At 67.7% G+C, this 20,503-nt stretch carries 14 protein-coding genes and 1 tRNA gene; 11 read left to right on the forward strand and 4 right to left on the reverse strand.

From position 1 onward, the window contains the following. Positions 1–66: 66 nt before the first annotated feature. Entirely contained in the window at positions 67–2,679 is a 2,613-nt protein-coding gene (locus HNO88_RS16965) for a TonB-dependent receptor (protein ID WP_312857102.1), read from the reverse strand. Between the two features lie 221 nt (positions 2,680–2,900). Between HNO88_RS16965 and infA the strand changes: the two genes are divergently transcribed. From infA to HNO88_RS17010, 9 genes are all read left to right on the forward strand, one after another. Then, entirely contained in the window at positions 2,901–3,152 is a 252-nt protein-coding gene (gene infA, locus HNO88_RS16970) for a translation initiation factor IF-1 (RefSeq protein WP_159869383.1), read from the forward strand. A 59-nt stretch (positions 3,153–3,211) separates the two neighbouring features. After that, positions 3,212–3,811, forward strand: coding sequence for a Maf family protein (locus HNO88_RS16975; RefSeq protein ID WP_184248299.1), 600 nt, complete (start codon positions 3,212–3,214; stop codon positions 3,809–3,811). A 28-nt stretch (positions 3,812–3,839) separates the two neighbouring features. Continuing rightward, a complete protein-coding gene (locus HNO88_RS16980; protein WP_184248302.1) occupies positions 3,840–4,820 on the forward strand; it encodes an Rne/Rng family ribonuclease in 981 nt (326 codons plus the stop codon). After that, the gene (locus HNO88_RS16985; RefSeq protein WP_184248306.1) at positions 4,817–4,984 is read left to right on the forward strand and encodes a DNA gyrase inhibitor YacG; all 168 of its coding nucleotides are present in this window, start codon (positions 4,817–4,819) and stop codon (positions 4,982–4,984) included. The genes HNO88_RS16980 and HNO88_RS16985 overlap by 4 nt, the downstream gene beginning before the upstream one ends. A gap of 135 nt (positions 4,985–5,119) precedes the next feature. Beyond that, positions 5,120–5,195 (forward strand) — tRNA-Phe (locus HNO88_RS16990). A 227-nt stretch (positions 5,196–5,422) separates the two neighbouring features. Next, positions 5,423–6,718 (forward strand): cation:proton antiporter, encoded by a 1,296-nt coding sequence (locus HNO88_RS16995; RefSeq protein WP_184248309.1) that lies wholly within the window; start codon positions 5,423–5,425, stop codon positions 6,716–6,718. Positions 6,719–6,973: 255 nt separating this feature from the next. Continuing rightward, the gene (locus HNO88_RS17000; RefSeq protein WP_184248480.1) at positions 6,974–8,158 is read left to right on the forward strand and encodes an efflux RND transporter periplasmic adaptor subunit; all 1,185 of its coding nucleotides are present in this window, start codon (positions 6,974–6,976) and stop codon (positions 8,156–8,158) included. Between the two features lie 7 nt (positions 8,159–8,165). Beyond that, a complete protein-coding gene (locus HNO88_RS17005) occupies positions 8,166–11,396 on the forward strand; it encodes an efflux RND transporter permease subunit (protein ID WP_184248313.1) in 3,231 nt (1,076 codons plus the stop codon). After that, positions 11,393–12,859: an efflux transporter outer membrane subunit gene (locus HNO88_RS17010; RefSeq protein ID WP_376768784.1), complete on the forward strand. Its 1,467-nt coding sequence runs from the start codon at positions 11,393–11,395 to the stop codon at positions 12,857–12,859. The genes HNO88_RS17005 and HNO88_RS17010 overlap by 4 nt, the downstream gene beginning before the upstream one ends. A 25-nt stretch (positions 12,860–12,884) precedes the next feature. Here HNO88_RS17010 and HNO88_RS17015 read toward each other — a convergent pair whose 3' ends face one another. The 3 genes from HNO88_RS17015 to HNO88_RS17025 form a co-directional block, all read right to left on the reverse strand. After that, positions 12,885–13,931: an NAD(P)H-dependent amine dehydrogenase family protein gene (locus tag HNO88_RS17015; RefSeq protein ID WP_184248316.1), complete on the reverse strand. Its 1,047-nt coding sequence runs from the start codon at positions 13,929–13,931 to the stop codon at positions 12,885–12,887. 150 nt (positions 13,932–14,081) lie between these two features. Beyond that, positions 14,082–16,430 carry a TonB-dependent receptor gene (locus HNO88_RS17020; RefSeq protein ID WP_184248320.1) on the reverse strand — a complete coding sequence of 783 codons (2,349 nt, stop codon included), beginning with the start codon at positions 16,428–16,430 and terminating at the stop codon, positions 14,082–14,084. Positions 16,431–16,559: 129 nt separating this feature from the next. Continuing rightward, positions 16,560–18,215, reverse strand: coding sequence for an MFS transporter (locus HNO88_RS17025; protein WP_184248324.1), 1,656 nt, complete (start codon positions 18,213–18,215; stop codon positions 16,560–16,562). A gap of 258 nt (positions 18,216–18,473) precedes the next feature. Here HNO88_RS17025 and HNO88_RS17030 point away from each other — a divergent pair, with 258 nt between their 5' ends. Together HNO88_RS17030 and HNO88_RS17035 are read left to right on the forward strand one after the other, a co-directional pair. Beyond that, positions 18,474–19,727 carry an acetyl-CoA C-acetyltransferase gene (locus HNO88_RS17030; protein ID WP_184248327.1) on the forward strand — a complete coding sequence of 418 codons (1,254 nt, stop codon included), beginning with the start codon at positions 18,474–18,476 and terminating at the stop codon, positions 19,725–19,727. Continuing rightward, on the forward strand, positions 19,724–20,245 hold the full coding sequence (locus tag HNO88_RS17035) for a MarR family winged helix-turn-helix transcriptional regulator (RefSeq protein ID WP_312857103.1): 522 nt from the start codon (positions 19,724–19,726) through the stop codon (positions 20,243–20,245). The genes HNO88_RS17030 and HNO88_RS17035 overlap by 4 nt, the downstream gene beginning before the upstream one ends. The last annotated feature ends 258 nt before the right edge of the window (positions 20,246–20,503 follow it).

Consider the following 20,503-nt stretch of genomic DNA (forward strand, 5'->3'; position numbering starts at 1 on the left):
GAGTGCGGGATCGAAAAGGGAACAGCGCACGCGTCGTCCCGGGCCGAACCCGGGACGACGCTGACCCTAGAACATCTTGCGGAAGTCGATCCCGACCACCCGGCCTTGCGGCTGGCGATAGGCAGCCTGGTACGCCAGCGGCACCTGGCCGTTCTCGTCCGTCACCCGCTGGCGCTGGTCGAGCAGGTTGTCGACGGTGAACGACAGCCGCGCATTCTTTAAGAACGGCACCTTCTGCACCAGCGATTCCTGCTGCCCCAGGTTGACGAACGCCCGCAGGCTCAGGTCGAAGGTGCTGCCGAAGCGCAAGTCCGAGCTGCCGGGCAAGCCGCTGCCGTTGACCCGCGCCGGAGCGTTCCACTCGCCCTGGAGGCGCAGGCCGTAGCCGTTCTTGAACAGCCCGCCTTCGAACTCGATGGCGTGGCGCGGCACGCCGCCGGCGCCGATGGCGTTGCCGTCGAGCTGGTCGAGCTCGGCCGAGCCGGGGGCGATGCGCACCGTGTCGGTGAAGCGCCAGGTGTGGTAGACCGCGATGTTCCAGCGGCCTCCGCGACCGCCCGGCCCGCCGGGTCCGCCGCCGAAGCCGCCGCCAGGCCCGCCCCGGCCACCACCGCCGCCGCTCGCGTTCGAACCTCCGCTGGGAGGCGGGGGCGGCGGGGGTCCGCCAGCCCCCGGTCCCAACGCCTGGCCCAGCATCCCCATGGGACCGCCTCGCCCGCCGCGACCGCCGCCTTGCGCCTCCGCGCTGCCCAGGCGACCGCCGAAGTTCAGGCCCCAGCGCATGCGCGAGCTGGCGATTTCGTCGAAAGTCACCGGCCGGCGGTCGATCGTGACGAGCCGTCCCGAAGCGTCACGCGTCACCCGGCCGGGGAACGCCGCCTCGATCGCCGGCGTCAGCAGCGGGAACGACTGCGTCACGTCGCTCGAGCGATTGCGGAAGTACTCGACGACCACGTTCGACCGCTCCAGGAAGCTCGCGATCGGTGGCAGCTGCCAGTTGACCGAAAGCTTGATGTCGCGCTGCTTCTCCGCGATCAGGTCCGGATTGCCGCCCGAGACGATCGTCACCAGCGCCGTCTCGCCGCGGGTGAAGTCGTAGGTGCTGACGTTGTACGACAGCACGTTGGGACTGCCCAGCTGGCTGAGCGACGGCGCGGCCTCGTTGACGATGTAGCTGGCCTGGAAGCTGAGCTTGCTCGTGGGGTTCCAGGTCAGGCCCGCGCTCCAGTCCGTCAGCGTGCCGAAGTCGGAGAGATGGTCCAGCCCGCCCGAGAGGTTCAGCGTCCAGTCGCCGACCGCGCCCAGCACGTTCTCGCGCTTGCTGGTCAGCGGCAGCGAGAGGTTGACGCCGGCGGAGGCATCGCTGCGGTCGAGCACGAAGGCGCCCAGGTCGTTGCGGGTGTCGCGGTTGTCGCTGCGGCTATAGTCGAACCCGGCACGCACGGTCGCCGCTGCCTCGCCCGCGGGCAGGCGCAGCAGGTTGCCGGCCACGGTCACCAGCGAGCTGGCGGTCAGGTCTTTCGAGCGTGCGGTGTCGAAGCCGTTGTCGGCAAGGCTCGGCAGCGGTCCGGCAACCGCCAGCGTGCCCGCGGCTGCGGCGTTGCGCAGCCCGGCCAACTGGTCGGACGTCAGGCGACGGTCGACCTTGGTGGTCGCTTCGGTGTAGCCGGCATCCAGCGTGCCGGTGAGCTGCCAGCTGCCAAGCGGGCGGTTGTAGGCCAGGCCGGCCTGGAAGGCGTCCGAGGCCACCCGGGTGCGCAGCGGATCGTCCAGGCTGCGCAGCGCCGTGGAGCCATCCGGCGCGGTCAGCCGCACCGTGTCGAGGCCGGAGAGCGAGCGGGTGTCGGTGCGCGTGTAGGCGCCATTGACGGTCAGCGAGCCGCCCAAGCCGTCCTTGCCCAGACCCATCGCCGAAGTGCCGCCCAGCGTGATCACCCGGCTCGCGGCAGCCAGGCTGCGATTGCGCGCCGGATCGGGATCGCCGGCAACGGTCGGCACCGTCGCAGGGTCCTGGATCACGTTGCGCTCGGCTTCGGTGAGCAGCGAGGTGTCGGTGATCTTGGCCTCGATCGTGGTGCGCCGCTGGCCATCGATGCGGAAGGTGCCGGCCTCGACCTCGTAGTTCGAATATCCGCCCCGCGTCGGGTAATTGAACTCGCCCGAAGCCTGCTTGCTCTGGTACTTGTCCTTGAGGATGATGTTCACGACGCGCTGGTTGGGCGGATAGCCGAAGCGCAGCGCCACTTCCTCGGGCAGCACCTGCATGCGGCGGATCGCCTCGGGCGGGATCGAGCGCATTTCGCGGAAGCTGGAGATGCGCTGGCCGTTGAGCAGGATCACCGGGCGACCCTCGCCCCGCCCTCGCCCGCTTCCGGTCTGCGGTGAGATCGCTTCGAGCAGTTCGTCGATCGAGGCGGCGCCATATGCAGCGATCTCCTCCTCGTCGAACACGGCGACCGGCTGCTGAGGGGTCTGCACCTCGCCCTTGATGCGTCCGGCGACGACGACGATCTCGCCCGAGGCATCGACGCCGCTGCGCAGTTCTTCCTCTTCGTTTTCGTCCTCGTCAGCCTCGTTAGGCAATTGCGCCGTAGGCGGCGCCACCTTGGCCACCTCTTGGGCGAATGCCGCAATCGGGCTGACGCCGATCAGCAGGAAAGCGGTAAAAAGGGAACGCACGCCAGTTCTCCGAAGGTCTGCAGACTTCTCTGCGGATTTGCCTTGAACCAGCCCTTGCCGTGCGAGCCGGGCCAGCGACAAGCCGCGGAGTGCACCAAATTGTCGCAAGTGCGAACAAGTTCCCCTTAATACCGCAACTTTGCAGCGACACTTCCCTTTTGCACGCGTCATGGCTATGTCGCGCGCCGATGATGACCATGAAAAACGGAAACTGATCGCCGATGGCGAAAGAAGAACTCCTCGAGATGCGCGGCAAGGTAGTCGAGCTGCTACCCAACGCGATGTTCCGGGTGGAGCTGGAAAACGGCCACGAAGTGCTCGGCCACACGGCCGGCAAGATGCGCAAGAACCGCATTCGCGTGCTTGTCGGCGATGAGGTGCTGTGCGAGCTGACCCCCTACGACCTGACGAAGGCACGCATCACCTACCGGTTCATGCCCGGTCGCGGCGGCCCCGGACCTGGCGCCTACTGATCCCTGACGTCCGATCCGACGCCTGCGACGTGAACGCTCCCGCGGCAGCCGCGAACTCCATGTCGGCACCTGCATCGCCCCTCGCTGCGTCGCCCCGGCTGATCCTGGCCTCTGCCAGTCCGCGGCGGCGAGAGTTGCTGGGACGTCTCGGGCTGACGGCCGATGCAGTGTCCGCTGCCGACATCGACGAGACTCCCGCGCCGCGTGAGGAGCCCCGTGCCTATGCCCGGCGCATGGCACGCGAAAAGGCGGCGGCCGTGGAAAGCGAAACCGCGTGCGTATTGGCGGGCGATACCGTGGTCGCGGTCGGTCGGCGCATCCTTCCCAAGGCCGAGGACGAGGCGACTGCACGCGCCTGCCTGGAACTGCTCTCCGGCCGGCGCCATCGCGTCCTGTCCGCCGTGGCGCTGCGCGCGCCGGACGGCACCGTGCGTGAGCGTTTGTCGGAAACCGTGGTACGCTTCAAGCAGCTCAGCCGCGAGGAGATCGCCGCCTATCTCGCCGGTGGCGAGTGGGAGGGCAAGGCCGGTGGCTACGCCATCCAGGGCGCCGCCGAAGGGCTAATCGCCTGGATTTCCGGCAGCCATTCGGGCGTAGTCGGGCTGCCCTTGTTCGAGACGCGCGCCTTGCTGCGCGCCGCCGGGTTCGCGATCGCCTAAGTGACTGGGCCAGCGTGACGGGGCGAGCGTGACGGGGCGAGCGTGGCTGGTCGAACACGGCATCGGCGAGGATCGCGCGGTCCTGGTCGACGCGAGCGAGATCCTTGCCGCGCGCTGCCAGCGCCATGACGGCCTCACCGCAGGACTGATCGCCGAAGCCAGGCTGATCGCGCGCACCAGCCGCGCGAGGCGCGGCACCGTCCTGTTCGACACGGGCGAGGAGGCGCTGGTCGACGGCTTGCCCTCCGACGCCCGCGAAGGCGCCGCCTTGCGCGTACAGGTCACCCGCGCGCGGCTGGCCGAGAAAGGCCGGTTCAAGCGCGCGCAAGTCCGAGCGACGGACGCGCCGTCGCGCGCGGCGCCCACGCTTGCCGATGCCTTGCGCAACACGGGTGTTCCGGTGCGCACCGTGCGCCGCTTTCCCGAGGATCCCTGGCCCGAGCTGCTGGGCGAAGCACTCGATGGCATTGTGACTTTTCCCGGCGGCAGCCTCGTGCTCAGCCCCACCCCGGCGATGACGCTGATCGATATCGATGGCACTCTCCCGCCCGCCGCGCTGGCCCGCGCTGCAGTCCCGGCGATCGCCGGTGCGATCGGCCGGCTCGACCTCGCGGGCTCGATCGGCATCGACTTCCCCTCGATCGAGAGTCGCGAAGATCGCCGCGCGCTCGACGAGACGCTGGCCGATGCGCTGGCAAGCTGGCCGCACCAGCGCACGGCGATTAACGGCTTCGGCTTCGTGCAGATCGTGTCGCGGCTGGAGCGCCCCTCGCTGCTGGCCATGGTCCAGCACGACCCCTGGCGCGCGGGCGCCCTGCTCCTGCTGCGCCGCCTGGAGGACGAAACCCGCCCCGGCTTGCTCCTGGCGCTGGCGCATCCGCGGGTGATTGCCGCGGTCGAGCCAGGCTGGCGCGAGGAGGCCGCAAAACGCACCGGTCGCACCATAACGTGGCAAGCCGATGCCACGCTTGCACCGCTCGGCGGCTTCGCGCAGGCACTTGCATCATGAGTCGCACCGATCGCCCCTGCCCCATCTGCCGCAAGCCCCGTGTGCCCGAGCACAGCCCGTTCTGCTCCACCCGTTGCCGCGACCGCGACCTGCTGCAGTGGCTCGACGAAGGCTACGCCGTTCCCGGCCGCGCCGCGCCGCCGGCCGAAGCGGACGAAGATTGAAGCGGCCGCCCGGCAATCCCGCGATCAGGTGCGAAAGATCGAGTGCCGAAAATCGGGGTTGCCAAGCTGGATCGCCTTCGCCATAGGCGCCTCTCCAATCGCTCGCCGGCCTCTCGGGGCCGCCGCCGAAGCGATGCCCGGGTAGCTCAGTTGGTAGAGCACATGACTGAAAATCATGGTGTCGGCGGTTCGATTCCGTCCCCGGGCACCACTTCCTTCCAGCTTTCGCGTCTTTCCTTGAGCTCCCGCTTCGGGGAGATCGCGTGCCGGACAGCTCTCGAGTTCGCCATTCCGCAGTGATGGAAGAACAGTCGCGGCATCGGCGTCTGGCCGAAGTTGGCGACGGAACTGCTGAGCGCACCACCGCGCTCCCGGCCGCCGGTTCATCATGCTGAAATAACTTCGGAACGCTGCACTGCGGTAGCCGTTGCGTCTCACATGCTCGGCTTGTCGCTGCCCGAACCCTATATCCTCTGGCTGGCCGGCGCGGGCTTTCTGATCGCGCTGGTGGCCTGGCTGCCACTCGCGTTGAAGCGGCTGCCGCTGTCATTGCCGATCATCTGCATCGGCATCGGCGCCCTGGTCTTCTCGCTTCCCGCAGTCGGCTTTCGGCCGATGCCGATGGACATGCCCAAGGTCACCGAGCGGCTGACCGAGTTCGTCGTGATCATCGCGCTCATGGGCGCCGGGTTGAAGCTCGACCGCACGTTCAAATGGCACCGCTGGGGCGTCACCTGGAGGCTGCTCGCCGTTACCATGCCGCTGAGCATCGCCGCCATCACCCTGATCGCAGGCTGGGGCCTGGGCCTGAGCTGGACCGCGGCGCTGCTGCTTGGCGCGGCGCTTGCGCCGACCGACCCGGTTCTTGCCGCCGACGTCCAGGTCGGCCCGCCCAAGTGCGGCGAAGAGGACGAGGTGCGCTTCGGCCTTACTTCCGAAGCCGGGCTGAACGACGGCCTGGCGTTCCCGTTCGTCAATCTCGCGCTGGCGCTCGCACTCGCGGCCAGCACAGGCAAGCCCTGGCTGCAGGAATGGGTCCTGCACAGCGTGATATGGGAGATCGCGGTCGGCATCATCGTCGGCTGGCTGATCGGCAAGATGTTCGGTTGGCTGACCTTTCATGTGCCCGCCGAAACCAAGCTGGCCCAGACCGGCGACGGGCTGATCGCCATCGCCGCCACCTTCATCTCCTATGGTGTGGCGGAGATCCTGGATTGCTACGGCTTCCTCGCCGTCTTCGTGACCGCTCTGGCGCTGCGGCGCTCGCACCGCGATCACGACTTCAATTACCAGATGCACGCGCTGACCGAGCAGGTGGAGCGCATCGCGATGATGGTGCTGCTGATCCTGTTCGGCGGGGCGGTGGTCGGTGGCATGTTGGCGCCGCTCCGCTGGCAGGACTGGCTCGCCGCGATCGCGATCATCCTGGCGGTGCGGCCGATCGCCGGCATGATCGCGATGATCGGCTTGAAGGCGGACCTGTCGGAGCGCCTGACCCTCGCCTTTTTCGGCATACGCGGGGTCGGCTCTTTCTATTACCTGGCCTATGCGCTCAACCACGGCAAGTTCGCGGAAGGCGACCGGCTGTGGGCGATCGTCGGACTGGTCGCGCTGCTTTCGATCCTGCTGCACGGGCTGACGGTAACCCCGATCATGCGCACGCTCGACCGCTTGCACGGGCGCGACCCGGACGAAGATGAGGCGAAGCCCGAACCCGCCGGTGCGCCGGCTTGACGACCCGGCCCCGTTTCCGAGCCCCACAGCACCCGACGGCGACACCGGTCTCCTTCAAGACGGCCGCACTACGTCCCCGAAGGGCAATCCCGTCGCAAAATGTCGCGTTTGCGAGATCGCTTCTTGCCGGTGTGAACAAAGGTCGGATAGTCCGCATCGACCATTAGGACCAAGGCGATAGATTTGACGTCAGCTTGCCCAACCCTCGGCCCGCGCCGGAACACCGTGCGCGGCCTCGTTCCCGTGCTTGCTCTCATGGGCGCCGTGCTGCTCGCGGGCTGTGGCAAGTCGGAGGATGAGGGCAAGGGCCAGCGCCCACCGCCCAAGGTCGGCTTCATCGTCGCCGCGCCAAGCGCCGTGCCGCAACCGGTGACGCTGGGCGGCCGCACCGTCGCCTTCGAAACCAGCGAGGTGAGACCGCAAGTCGCCGGCGTGATCCAGCGGCGCCTGTTCACCGAGGGCAGCTACGTGCGCGCCGGGGAGCCGCTGTTCCAGATCGATCCCAGCCTCTACCGCGCCAGCGTGAACCAGGCGCAGGCGAACGTGGCCAGCGCGCGCGCCAGTGCCGACGCGGCCGTCGTGCGGGCGCAGCGGCTCAAGCCGCTTGCCGAGATCCAGGCCGTGGCCGCGCAGGACTATACCGATGCCGCCGCGCAGGCCCGCGTCGCCCGCGCCACGGTGGCGCAGAACGCCGCGGCGCTGGAAACCGCGCGCGTCAACTTGCGCTTCACCACCGTGCCCGCGCCGATCAGCGGGCGGATCGGCCGCTCGCTCGTCACCGTCGGCGGGCTGGCCAGCAACAGCCAGGAAACCCCGCTGGCGATCATCCAGCGCACCGATCCGATGTTCGTCGACATGCAGCAGTCGGCCGCAGACCTTTCAACCCTGCGTCGCAAGCTGCGCAGCGGCGGGCTCGACGCCGGCAGCACGCAAGTGACGCTCAAGCTGGACGACGGCAGCGACTATCCGCAGACCGGCACCGTCCAGTTCTCCGAAGTCACGGTCAACCAGGAGACCGGCACCGTCACCCTACGCGCCCGCTTCCCCAACCCGCAAGGCACGCTGCTACCGGGCACCTTCGTCAACGCGGTGTTCAACCAGGCGATCGAAACCAACGCCTTCCTCGTGCCTCAGCAGGCCGTGCTCCACGATTTCGACGGATCGGCTTACGTGATGCTCGTCGGCCCCAAAGACAAGGCGGGGGGCAACAAGGCCGCGCGCCGCAAGGTTGTCGCCACTCGGACGTATGGGGCGAGCTGGGTCGTCACCTCGGGCCTCGCCCGCGGCGACCGCATCATCCTGCAGGGTCTCAATGGCCTGAAGCACGGCGCGCCGATCGTGCCGGTGCCGGCCAATGCGCCGCAGGATACGACCAAGGCACCGCGCGGTGGCGCGGGCGGCGGATCAGGCCAGGGCGCGAACCCCAAGCAGGGTAGCTGACCGCCCGATGTCACGCATCTTCATCGACCGGCCGATCTTCGCCTGGGTGCTCGCCATCATCGTCATGCTCGCCGGCGCCGGCGCGCTGACGCTGCTGCCGAATCAGGAATATCCGGACATCGCGCCGGTGCAGGTCAACATCCAGGCGACTTATCCGGGGGCCCAGGCCGAAGCGATCGAGAACAGCGTGACCCAGGTGCTGGAGCAGCAGCTCTCCGGCATCGACGGCCTGCTTTATTTCAGCTCGCAATCGTCGAACCGCGGCCGGGCGACGATCAACGTCACCTTCGCCAAGGGCACCGATCCCGATATCGCCCAGGTCCAGGTCCAGAACCAGATCCAGAGCGCCATCGCCCGGCTGCCGCAGCAAGTGCAGCAGCAGGGCGTGCGCGTCACCAAGTCCAACCCCGACCAGCTGATGCTGGCGGCGGTCTATGATTCGACCGACACGCGCTCGAACCAGGACGTCTCCGACTATCTCACTTCGACCATCCAGGACCCGCTTTCGCGCGTGGACGGGGTGGGCGAGGTCAACGTGTTCGGCGCGCCGCACGCGATGCGGATCTGGCTCGACCCGCGCAAGCTGGCCGCCGTGGCCCTGATGCCCGGCGATGTCATCACCGCCGTGCAGGCGCAGAACACCGAAGTCGCGGCCGGCGAAGTGGGCGGCACGCCATCCCCCGCGGAGCAGGCGCTCAATGCCACCGTGACCGCGCAGTCGCGGCTGCAGACGCCCGAGCAGTTCCGCGCCATCGTGCTCAAGACCCAGCCCGACGGCTCGACCGTCACCGTGGGCGATGTCGCGCGCGTAGAGATCGGCGCCGACAACTATGGCGTGGTCAGCCGGGTGAACGGGCACCCAGGCGCCGGCATCTCGATCTCGCTCTCGCCCGGCGCCGACGCGCTGCGCACCGCCGAAGCGGTCAAGGCGCGAATGAACGAGCTGACCCGCAGCATGCCCGAGGGCCTCAAGCACGTCTACGGCAGCGACACGACCGCGTTCATCAAGCTCTCGGTCGAGGAAGTACAGAAGGCGCTGCTGGAGGCGATCGCGCTCGTCGTGGTCGTCATGTTCGTGTTCCTGCAAAGCTGGCGCGCCACCTTGATCCCGACGATCGCGGTTCCGGTGGTGCTGCTGGGCACGTTCGCGGTGTTCTATGTCGTCGGGTTCTCGATCAACACGCTGACGCTGTTCGGGCTGGTCCTCGCGATCGGCCTGCTGGTCGACGATGCGATCGTCGTGGTCGAGAACGTCGAGCGCCTGCTGGACGAGAACCCCGGCATGACCCCGCGCGAAGCGACCATCAAGTCGATGGACGAGCTGACCGTGGCGCTGGTCGCCATCGCCCTGGTGCTATCGGCCGTGTTCCTGCCGATGGCGTTCTTCGGCGGATCGACGGGCGTGATCTACCGCCAGTTCTCGCTCACCGTCATCACCGCGATGGTCCTGTCCGTGCTGGTCGCGCTGATCCTCAGCCCGGCGCTGACCGCGACGCTGCTCAAGGCCAAGAGCGAGGAAAAGCGCCCCGGCCTCCTGCGCCGGCGCTTTCCCGCGGTCGGAGATCGACTGGTCCGCCTGAGCGAATGGTTCAACCACGGCTTCGATCGGTTGAGCGATCGCTACGCCAACACCGTCACCCGCGTGGTCGACCGCAAGTGGATCTTCCTGCTGATCTACGCCGCGATCGTCGCGATCATGGCGATCCTGTTCTTCCGCCTTCCCAGCGGCTTCCTGCCGACCGAAGACCAGGGCACCGTCAACGTCCAGTTCCGCTTGCCCGCCGGCACGACCCTCGGCCAGACGCAGAAGGTGCAGCGTGAGATCGAGCGCTATTTCCTCACCCAGGAAAAGGCGAACGTCGATGTAATGTTCACCGTGGCGGGCGGCGGCCAGGGTGCGGCGGGGCAGAACACCGGCAACGGCTTCGTCAAGCTCAAGGACTGGGCCGAGCGCAAGGGCGAGGAGAACAGCGCCAACGGCATCGTCGAGCGCGCCTCGCGCTCGCTCCGGGTGCTGCGCGATGCGCAGGTGTTCGCGCTGGTTCCGGGCGCGGTGCGTGGACTGGGTCAGTCGTCGGGCTTCACCATGGAGCTGCAGAACACCAGCGGCATGCCGCGCGAGAAGTTCCTGGAGGCGCGCGACAAGCTGCTGGCGGCGGCGACGGCCGATCAGCGGCTGACCGGCGTGCGGCTGAGCGACTTGCCCGATGTCTCGACCCTGCGCATCGACGTCGATCCGCAGCGCGTCACCGCCTATGGCATCACCCCGGCCGACGTGAACAACACGCTGGCGACCGCCTGGGGCGGCCGATACGTCAACGACTTCATCGACAAGGGCCGCGTCAAGCGCGTCTACGTCCAAGGCGACGCACCCTATCGCATGCGGCCCGAAGACCTCGCGCAATGGTACGTGCGGTCCAGCAGCGGGGCGATGGCGCCCTTCTCCGCCTTCGCGCGCACCGGCTGGTCCACGGTGCCCAGCACCACCTCGCGGTTCAACGGCATCGCCTCCTACGAGATCTCGGGACAGGCTGCGCCGGGCATCAGCTCGGGCACGGCGATGGACATCATGGAGGACCTCGCCTCCAAGATCCCCGGCACCGGTGTCGCCTGGGCCGGTACGTCGTTCCAGGAGCGGCTGAGTTCCGGTCAGGGCCCGCTGCTTTATGGCCTTTCGCTGCTGGTCGTGTTCCTGTGCCTGGCTGCGCTTTACGAGAGCTGGTCGATCCCGGTCGCCGTACTGCTGGTGATCCCGCTGGGCCTTGTCGGCGCGATCTTCGCGGTGACGCTGCGCGGGCTGGAGAACGACGTTTATCTGCAGATCGGCCTGCTCACCACGATGGGTCTTGCCGCCAAGAACGCAATCCTGATGATCGAGTTCGCCGAACAGGCGGAGAAGCAGGGCAAGCGCGTGATCGAAGCCGCCGTCGAAGCGGCGCGGATCCGCCTGCGCCCGATCCTGATGACCAGCTTCGCGTTCATCTTCGGCGTGCTGCCACTCGCCCTGGCGACCGGCGCCGGCGCCAACAGCCGCGTCGCGATCGGCACGGCGGTGATCGGCGGCATGCTGACCGCGACGATCCTGGCGCTCTTCTATATCCCGCTGTTCTTCGTGCTCGTCCGCCGGGGCGTGCGCGACGGACTGCGCGCAGCGCGCGAACGCATCGCACCCTACCGCAGCAGCCGGGACGAGGCAGCTGGCAAAGCGCCAGGCGATGCCGATGGAGAGCCGGCATGATGCGTCTTCGCCTTGCCGTGTCGATGGCCTCCGCCCTGGCGCTCGGCGCCTGCTCGCTTGCGCCCAAGTACGTGGCACCGACTCCGCCGGTGCCGCAAACCTGGCCCGCGGGTGACGCCTATCTCCTGCAGAGCGAAGCCAGCCTGCCGGTCGTCTCCTACACCGAGATCTTCCGCGACCCGCGCCTGCAGCAGCTGATCGCGCAGGCGCTGGACAACAACCGCGACATACGCGTCGCCGCCGCCAACCTCGCGGCCGCGCGGGCGCAAGTGCGCGTGATCCGCGCCGACCAGTTCCCGGCCATCGGTGTCAGCGGCTCGGCGACGTATACGGATCGCGGTAGTACCAGCACGAACAATGTCGGTACTGGAGCCGGCACGGGCACGACCACGCGCGGATCGGGCAGCGGCTGGTCCTACGGGCTGCAAGGCGGGGTCTCCAGCTTCGAGCTCGACTTCTTCGGCCGCTACGCCAACGCCACCGAGTCCCAGCGCAACACCGCTCTGGCGACCGAAGCGACGGCCCGGACCGTGCGGCTCGGCCTGATCGCCGACCTTGCGCAAACCTGGGCGACATATGGCTCCGACGTCGACTTGCTCAAGCTGGCCGAGGCGACCGCCGCAAACGCGCAGCGCAGCGTCGAGCTGACCAGCGCGCGCCTCAAGGGCGGGATTGCGCCGCGCACCGACTTGCGTCAGGCCGAGCAGATCCTGGAAACCGCGCGCGGCGACCTGGCCCAGCAGAAAACGGCGCTGGCGCAGGACGCCAACGTCATGCGCCTGCTGGTCGGGGCGGAGTTCGACCAGTCCCTGCTGCCTGCCGGCATCGCGCAAGTGAACCAGACGCTTGCCACCCTGCCCGCCGGCACCAGCTCGCAAGTCCTGCTGCGCCGTCCCGACGTGGTCGAGGCCGAGTACCAGCTGCGCGCCGCCAATGCCGACATCGGTGTCGCCCGGGCTCAGCTGTTCCCCTCGATCTCCCTGACGGGGCTGCTCGGCGTGGCGAGCAACGCGCTGGGCTCGCTGTTCAGCGGCGGGGCGTTCAACTGGTCGGCGGGGGCGGATGCCTCGTACTCGCTGTTCAATGCAGGCGGACGCCTGGCCAACGTGGAAGTCAGCCGTGCCCAGCGCGACGCCGCCTTGGCCAGCTACGAGCGCGCGATCCAGGTGGCGTTCCGCGAGGTCTCGGACGCACTTGCCGAACAGGGCACGATCGGCGAGCGCCTGCGCGCCGCCTCCGCCAATACCGCCGCCGCCGCCGACACCGCCAAGCTGACCGAAGCGCGCTACCGTGGCGGGGTCGACAGCTTCCTCGCCAGCCTCGATGCGCAGCGCAGCCTCTATGGCGCGCAGCAGTCCGAAATCGCCACCCGCCTGGCGCAGGCGAACAACCGGATCACGCTGTATCGCGTGCTCGGCGGCGATGCGGCGACTTCCACCGCAGCTTTGCCCCCGCGCAGGTAACGGCGCGCGGGCAAGCCTGCGGCGTTCAGGCGAACACCGGAACGATCTGCGGCAGGTCCACCGTCGTGCGAATGCCCGGCTCGGCGGCGCAGACGGCAGCGATCGCATTGACCGGGCGATGCGCCGTAAGGCCAGGCGTGAAGGCGGCGTAGTCCTCCTCGGGCACCGGAAAGTGGATGTCGACCAGCACCGGGGTGTCGCCTTCGGTCCGGATGCGCCAACCCGAATCGCGCAGGTTCCATCCTGCGTCGGTGATGTCGGTGGTGACGTACCAATTGGCGCGGAAACGCAGCACCGGGCGGCCCTGGTGCTTGCAGGTGATCGTCGTGCGCATGGCGCCGACCGTGCCGGCCATGACCGTACCGGCGGCGATCTGCAGCGTTTCCCTGGTGGCCGAGACTTCGCCGAACGCGTCGATCTCGTCGACAGGCAGGCCGATCGCCTCGCCGATCTGCGAGAGCGAGCTGCCGAAGTCGCCCTTCAGGTGCTCCGCGCGGCGCTGGTCGTAGGGGCCGACGGGCTCCCCAAAGCCCATGATCTTGAACAGCATGTCGGGCGAATTGCGGCTCGATACATCGGCGTATTCGTCGATGGTGATGAGATCGTGCCGGCGCGCGAGCGAGAGCAGCGGGATCGTCAGCGCTTCGGTCACGAAGCCCGGGCTCGATCCCGTGCTATAGATCGACGTCTGCCCCTTCCGGCAGGCCTCTTCCACCCGCGCTCGGTTTTCGGGCGCTATCATCGCCGGATGGTGAAAGTCGCCGCGCGTGGTGACGACGTTCTTGCCTGACGCGAGGATCGCGGTCAGCTCGTCCCAGTCGGTGCCCTGGCGCATGTAGAGCACGCAATCGGCGTCGAGCGCGATGAGATCGGAGGCCGCATTGGTCGCGTGGATCCCAGTGACCTGATCCAGCCCCGCAAGTTCGCCCGCGTCCTTGCCGACTTTGCCATCGGAACTGACCCATAGGCCGACAAGCTCCATCTCGGGATGCTCGATCACGCTGCGCAGGGCACGGCTACCGATGTTGCCGGTTGCCCACTGGATCACGCGATACTTGCGGCGCTCGGTCATGTCAGGCTCTCCTCGACGGCTCTTTGGCCCTGTGCGAAGCGCGGGAACGGCGCAAAGCGCCGGAACGGGCAGTCCCCCTCCGGCGCCGTGCATTGTTGTCGCGAGTCGCTGCGTTCCGGACAATACCCGCCTGGGAACACCGGTTTCCAATCAGAACTTGAAGCCGACCTCGCCGCCGAACGTGGTCGGCTTGCTCCAGTTCGAGCCGATGCCGAAGTTGGAGTATTGCACCTGCGTCAGGTAGCGGCTGTTGGTGACGTTGTCGCCGTAGGCCGCCAGATACCAGCGATCGTCCGGCGCGGTCCACTGTGCGCGCAGCGACAGCGTCTCGTACCCGCCTTGCCTGAACTGGGTACCCGACGGTCCGAAGAAGAAGCTCGACGAGTAGGACAGGTTGCCCGACAGCGCCAGTTCGCCACTTGCCACCTCGGTCGCATAGCGTGCGCCGATGTAGCCGGTGAACTCCGGAGTGCGCTGCATCGTCACGTTGTCGAGATTCTGGCCCAGCACCAGGAACGAGATGCCGTTGGCATTGCACGTCGCCACCGTCGCGGCGCCCAGCGCCGAGCAGGGCGTGTAGATCGGTGCGTTGTTGAAATCCTTGTAGCGCGCATGCACCCAAGAAGCGCCCGCCGACAGCTGAAGCCCCTGCACGGGCCGGACATGCGCCGCGCCCTCCAGTCCGTAGATCTCGGACTGGGCGGCGTTGACGATCCGCGCCGTGCCAGCCTCGAAGATCGAGATCTGCAGATCCTTGTAATCGTAATAGAAACCCGCCGCTTCGAGTGAGAAGCCGGGCTTCTCGTACTTGGCGCCGATTTCGTAGGCGTTGACCGATTCCGGGCTGACCCGGCTGCAAACGAAGGGCGGGTTCTGGCACGAGCCACCCACGTCGACGACCGCCGCCTTGTAGCCACGCGTGAACGAGGCATAGATGCTCGATCGCTCGTCGGGCTTGTAGCGGATCACGGCGCGCGGCGTCAGGCGGCCGCTGTTGGCGAAATCGATCGCGCCCGGATCGCATTCCTTGAGGTAGACGCGCCCGCCATCGGCTGAGCAGAACGTACCGTTGGGAAGCGCGACAGGTGCCGGGTTGAGAAACCGGGTGTTGTAGTAGGCGTCGTCCACCTTGTCGTAGGCGTATCGCACGCCGCCCGTCAGGAAGAGCTTGGGGGTGATTTCGTACGTGGCATCGGCGAAGGCGGCATAGCTGCGCACGGTCGTGCTCGATCCACCGAGGCGGATGCGATTGGCGGTGCCGAAGTTGTCGATGCCGGTGATGTACCGGTCTGTGTTCTCGAAGTAGAACAGGCCGGCAGTCCACTGCAGCCGCGTCCCCGTCTTCGAGGTCAGCAGCAGTTCCTGGCTCCAGGTCTGGTTCCGGTTCGGCAAGCCCAGCTGGAACCCGACCGAGGCTGTCGGCGGGATGCCACGCGCGGCGCGCTGTGCCGCGGTGGCGAGCTCGACACCCGAGTAGTCCAGATCCTGCGAGGCTGAGACCCGCTCGTTGCGATACTGCGTGTAGGAGGTCAGGTTCGCGAAGCCGAGGTCCACCGTGAGCGTCGCCTGCAGCGAGTCGGAGTTGCTCCGGAAGAACTCGGGCACATTACCCGACGCGATCTCGTTCTTGCGCGTGGTGAACGTGCCGGGGATGCCGCCGAAGGGCGCGCCGAGGCCGACGTCATTGCCGACGTAGCTGGACGCCAGCAGCGGCGAGGGATCGTCCACCTCGCCATGCTTGTACCGCAACAGCAGCGAAACATCGTCGGTCAGGTCGGCCTTGAGGCTGACGCGCGCCGACCAGTTCTCGTACTCGCCGACCCGGTCGCCGGTAGAGATATCCCTCTGCCATCCGTCGCCGCGGCGGTACTGCCCTTCGACGCTCAACGCGACCCGGTCCGAGATGACGAAGTTGCCGATGCCCTCCACCCGCGCCTCGTTGTAGCGGCCATAGCTGGCCCGACCCTCGAACGAGTTGGCAGTCGTGTTGGGCTCCCGGGTGGAAACCAGGATCGCGCCGCCGGTGGTATTGCGGCCGAACAGAGTGCCTTGCGGGCCCTTGAGCACCTGGATGCTGCTGACGCTGATCAGGTCGAAGTCCGCCGCCAGCGGGTTGGGCGAATAGAAGCCGTCGATGTAGATGCCGACGTTGCCGCCGCCGCCCGAGGTCGTGACCGCCGTGCCGATGCCCCGGATCGTGGGCTGGAAGAAGCCGCCCGCGAAGTCGAACCGCAGCGCCGGCGTCACCTTGCCGATGTCCGACAGCTGCTGGACGTTGGCCGTGTCCAGCGCCTCGGACGAGAGGGTGGTGATGGAGATCGGCACGTCGACCTGCGCCTCCGCACGACGCTGCGCGGTGACGATGATGACGTCATCGTCGCTGGTGGCGGTTTCCTGTGCCTGTGCCTGTGCCTGTGCGAGCGCCGGAACGGCTACAAAAACGGTGCTAGCCAGAATGGCTCCGAATGCCGTCGACGCGCGAAGCTGCTTTTTCAGCATGTCTCTCTCCCCTGTTTGCATTGTGCTCTTTGGCCACTTTTCTAACGCGCCACGCAGACAAATCCAGCGCCGAGTTGGACGAGTGTCAAAAGTCGTGGATGCCGCAGCGATCGTGCAACACTGCCGTTGTCACGGGCCAATGTATCCGACTGTCTCCTGCTGCGGATCGAGCGAGTCCGCCTTCCAGCGCACCGACCCGAATGGCCGCTCCAAGCGGCGGGTGACCCGGCGCCCGCGCTGCCGGTTGAAGGAATCCGCCTCGGCCTGGATCTGGTACTCCGGCGCGGCGTAGCGGTCGCGCATGCGTAAGTAGTCCCCCCAGGTCGGACAATGGTAGCGCTCGGTCCAAAGGGCCGGATTCTCGATGTCGCGCGCCAGCGACCAGTCGAAGCCGCCGAGCCGCTTGCGCACGCGCTGGAGGTTCATCATCGTGTCGTAGAACTCGCGCGCCTGCCCCGGTTCGACGTCGTACTCGACCTCGACGACGATCGGGCCGGATCGCAACGTCAGCGCCAGCGCCACTTCGGGCTCGTAGCCGATCTCGACCATGGAAGTGTCGCTGTCCTCGTCGGGCAGCGGCAGGACGAAGCCGAGCAGCACCGTCGCCGCCACCGCGACTCCGGAGGTGATGAACGCGAGCGCGACGCCGATCTCACCCGCGATCTCGCCCCAGGCGTAAGCGCCGATGCCGATCCCGGCCGTGATCGCCGAGGAGTAGAGCGACAGCGCCCGCGCCGTCACCCAGCGCGGGGCCGACATCTGCACGGTCACGTTCAGGATCGCCACCGTCAGGATGTTGCTCATGCCGATGACGAAGAAGCCCGCGCACGTCAGCACGGTGTTGGTGCTGAAGCCGATGACGATCAGCGCGAGACCCGTGGCGACGGCGAACAGGCGCACCGCCGACTCGGTGGTCAGCCGCTGCTTGATCTGGGCGACGAACAAGGCGCCGAGCACGGCGCCGACACCCTGCGCCCCCAACAGGATGCCGTAGATCGCGGCGTCGCCGCGCAGCAGTTCCTTGGCGACGAGCGGCGCCAGGCCAGACGCGGTCGCCGTGCACAGGCCGAAGGCGAAGATGCGGGTCAACGCCGTGCGGATACCGGGCGAGTGCAGCGCGTAGCGAGCGCCGCCGATCATCGCCCGGTCGATCCGCTCTGGCGGCAAGCGCGAAGGTACGTGCCGGCGCTTCCACAACACGAACGAGAACAGCAGCGGCAGGTACAGCACCGAAGTCAGGCCGAACACCGCCTGCGCTCCGGCCGCCAGCACGATCACGCCGCCCAGCGCCGGGCCGAAGCTGCGCGCGACGTTGTAGCTGATGGTGCCCAAGGCCACGGCGGCCGGCAGATTCTCGCGCGAGACCTGCTCGGGGATCGAGGCCTGCCACGATGGCGAATAGAGCGCCACGCCCGCGCCGATCAGCGCGCAGAACAGCAGCAGCAGCCAGGGCGTCGTCAGACCCATGAACGCGATCGCCGCCAGCACCGCGGCCATCACGGCGGAGAACGCGAGGCCGGACACGGCGATGCGCCGGCGATCGAACATGTCGGCGATGGCGCCTGCTGGCAACGTCACGAACATCAGCGGCACCATCAGCGCGGTCTGCACCAGCGATACCATGGTCGCCGAGTTGCTGAGCTGCGTCATCTCCCAGGCCGCGCCGACGCCAAGGAACAGCTGCCCGAAGTTGGAAAGAAGGCTGGCGCTCCAGATCCGGCGGAACACCGGTTCGCGCAACGGGGCGAACGCTCCGCCCGGTGCCTCCTGACCGCTGTCCGCCATGCTGCCCAAGCCCTTGTCCCCTGGTCCGTTCTGGCCCCGCCACGCTGTCGACGTAGCGCGGGTTTGCGTCACGCTGGCATGGGCAGTCGCCGGGCACAACCCGCACGCACCCTGAGGCTCTGCATAATCCTTGTGGCGAAGTCGCGTTGCAATATGCTAACCTTTGAAAGCAATCGCATGCGCGATGCCCTGCCCGATTGCAATTTCCCCGCCCACCTCGCATGTCCCGGGCACACTAGAGATCCGCAGGAGACCACCGTGGCAGAGGCCTATATCATCGACGCCGTTCGCACCCCCCGGGGCCTTGGCAAGATGGGCAAGGGAGCGCTCTCGACGATGCATCCGGAGCATCTCGCCGCGACTGTGTTCGCCGCTCTGAAGGAGCGCAACGACCTGGACACCGCCGATGTCGACGACATCATCTGGGGCACCTCGGCCACGCTGGGCCTGCAAGGCGGCGCGATCGGCCGGATGGCGGCGATGGACGCGGGATACGACGTGCGCGCCAGCGGCGTGAACCTCAATCGCTATTGCGGCTCGGGCCTTACCGCCACCAGCCTGGCAGCGGCGCAGATCATGTCCGGCATGGAAGACCTGGTGATCGCCGGCGGTTCCGAGCAGCTCAGCTACGTCAATTACTATAGCGGCAAGATGCGCGAGGCCGGCATGAGCGGCGGCGGCATGGGGGTCGGCAATCCCCGCCTCCAGGCCAAGCACCCGCAGACCAACCAGGGTGTCGCCGCCGACGCCATCGCCGCGATGGAGGGCATCGGCCGCGAGGAGCTGGACGAGCTCGGCGCGGAAAGCCAGCGGCGCGCCGCGATCGCCATCCGCGAGGGACGCTTCGCCAAGTCGACGATCACGGTCAAGGACGACGACGGCAACGTGATCCTCGACCACGAAGAGTATCCGCGCCCCGAGACGACCAAGGAGACGCTGGCGCAGCTCAAGCCCGCGTTCGAGATGTTCTACGACATGCCGAGCGAGAAGGACGGCCCCACTTACGCAGAGCTGATCAAGAAGAAGTACCCCGACCTCGAGTTCGCGCCGCTCCACCATGCGGGTATCTCCTCGGGCGTTGTCGACGGCGCCGCCGGCGTGCTGCTCGCCTCCAAGGAGTACGCCGAGGCGCATGGCCTCAAGCCACGCGCCCGTGTCGTCGCGACCGCCAACGTCGGTGACGATCCGACGCTGATGCTCAACGCACCCGTTCCCGCGGCCAGGAAGGTGCTGGCCAAGGCCGGCCTGACGAAGGACGATATCGACGTCTTCGAGATCAACGAGGCCTTCGCCGTCGTCGTCGAGAAGTTCATCCGCGACCTCGACCTCGACCGCGCCAAAGTGAACCCCAACGGCGGATCGATCGCGCTCGGTCATCCGATCGGCGCAACCGGCGCGATCCTGATCGGCACCGCGCTCGACGAACTCGAGCGCACCGGCGGCCGCTATGCGCTGATCACCATGTGCGCCGCCGGCGGCATGGCACCGGCCATGATCATCGAGCGCGTGTGAGCAACGAGGACAGCAGCACCGTTACGGTGTCGGGCGATCTGACGCCCGGAACCAAGGGACAATCCGCCGAGCCGGCTTGCACCGATTCGGCGCACGAGGCGCGGCGCCATATCGGCCTGCGCTTCACGATCATCGCGCGTCTGCTGCGCAACAACTTCGATCGCCAGGTCGTCAACCTCAACGTGACGCGCTCGCAATGGGCGATGATCGCGGTCGTCTCGCGCGTGCCCGGGGCGACGCAGCGCACGATCGCCGAAGCTCTGGAGATGTCCGAGGCGTCGGCGGGCCGACTGATCGACCGGCTGTGTGCCGACGGGCTGCTGGAACGTCGCGACCGCCACGATGATCGGCGTGCCCGCGCCGTCTACCTCACCCCCGCCGCGGAGCCGCTATTGGAGAAGCTCGCGTCCATCGCCCGTGAGAGCGAGAAGCGCATGTTCAAGGGCTTCAGCGAGGACGATCTCGAAGCGCTGGGCAGCTATCTCGACCGCATCTACGACAACATCAACCGCGGTTGACCTTCGCCACATGGTCGCTGGTCCGAGCAGCGATGTGCTCGACCAAGCCTTAGCAGGTTGGCGGGCGAGCCGGTGCGCTATCCTTTCGCCGAACCCATCCGACCCAGCGGTTCGGTCGGGCTCCGCCGGTCCTGAGCCGACCTGAACGCGCAAGGCCCAGTCGCGAGTGACAGCGTCCCGGTGTGCGCGCCACTCGCAAGGACTGATGCACACAAACGAAAATGGGCGGCGCCCCCCGGCACCGCCCTTTTTTCGAAA

Origin of the sequence: Novosphingobium chloroacetimidivorans (assembly GCF_014204535.1) — a bacterium.
In the GTDB taxonomy this organism is placed as follows: Bacteria; Pseudomonadota; Alphaproteobacteria; order Sphingomonadales; family Sphingomonadaceae; genus Novosphingobium; species Novosphingobium chloroacetimidivorans.

Excerpts from the sequence above, each read along its gene's own strand:
- infA (WP_159869383.1), top strand. The coding sequence starts at position 2,901 with ATGGCGAAAGAAGAACTCCTCGAGATGCGCGGCAAGGTAGTCGAGCTG.
- HNO88_RS16975 (WP_184248299.1), top strand. The coding sequence starts at position 3,212 with ATGTCGGCACCTGCATCGCCCCTCGCTGCGTCGCCCCGGCTGATCCTG.
- HNO88_RS16985 (WP_184248306.1), top strand. The coding sequence starts at position 4,817 with ATGAGTCGCACCGATCGCCCCTGCCCCATCTGCCGCAAGCCCCGTGTG.
- HNO88_RS16995 (WP_184248309.1), top strand. The coding sequence starts at position 5,423 with ATGCTCGGCTTGTCGCTGCCCGAACCCTATATCCTCTGGCTGGCCGGC.
- HNO88_RS17000 (WP_184248480.1), top strand. The coding sequence starts at position 6,974 with ATGGGCGCCGTGCTGCTCGCGGGCTGTGGCAAGTCGGAGGATGAGGGC.
- HNO88_RS17005 (WP_184248313.1), top strand. The coding sequence starts at position 8,166 with ATGTCACGCATCTTCATCGACCGGCCGATCTTCGCCTGGGTGCTCGCC.
- HNO88_RS17010 (WP_376768784.1), top strand. The coding sequence starts at position 11,393 with ATGATGCGTCTTCGCCTTGCCGTGTCGATGGCCTCCGCCCTGGCGCTC.
- HNO88_RS17015 (WP_184248316.1), bottom strand. The coding sequence starts at position 13,931 with ATGACCGAGCGCCGCAAGTATCGCGTGATCCAGTGGGCAACCGGCAAC.
- HNO88_RS17020 (WP_184248320.1), bottom strand. The coding sequence starts at position 16,430 with ATGCTGAAAAAGCAGCTTCGCGCGTCGACGGCATTCGGAGCCATTCTG.
- HNO88_RS17025 (WP_184248324.1), bottom strand. The coding sequence starts at position 18,215 with ATGGCGGACAGCGGTCAGGAGGCACCGGGCGGAGCGTTCGCCCCGTTG.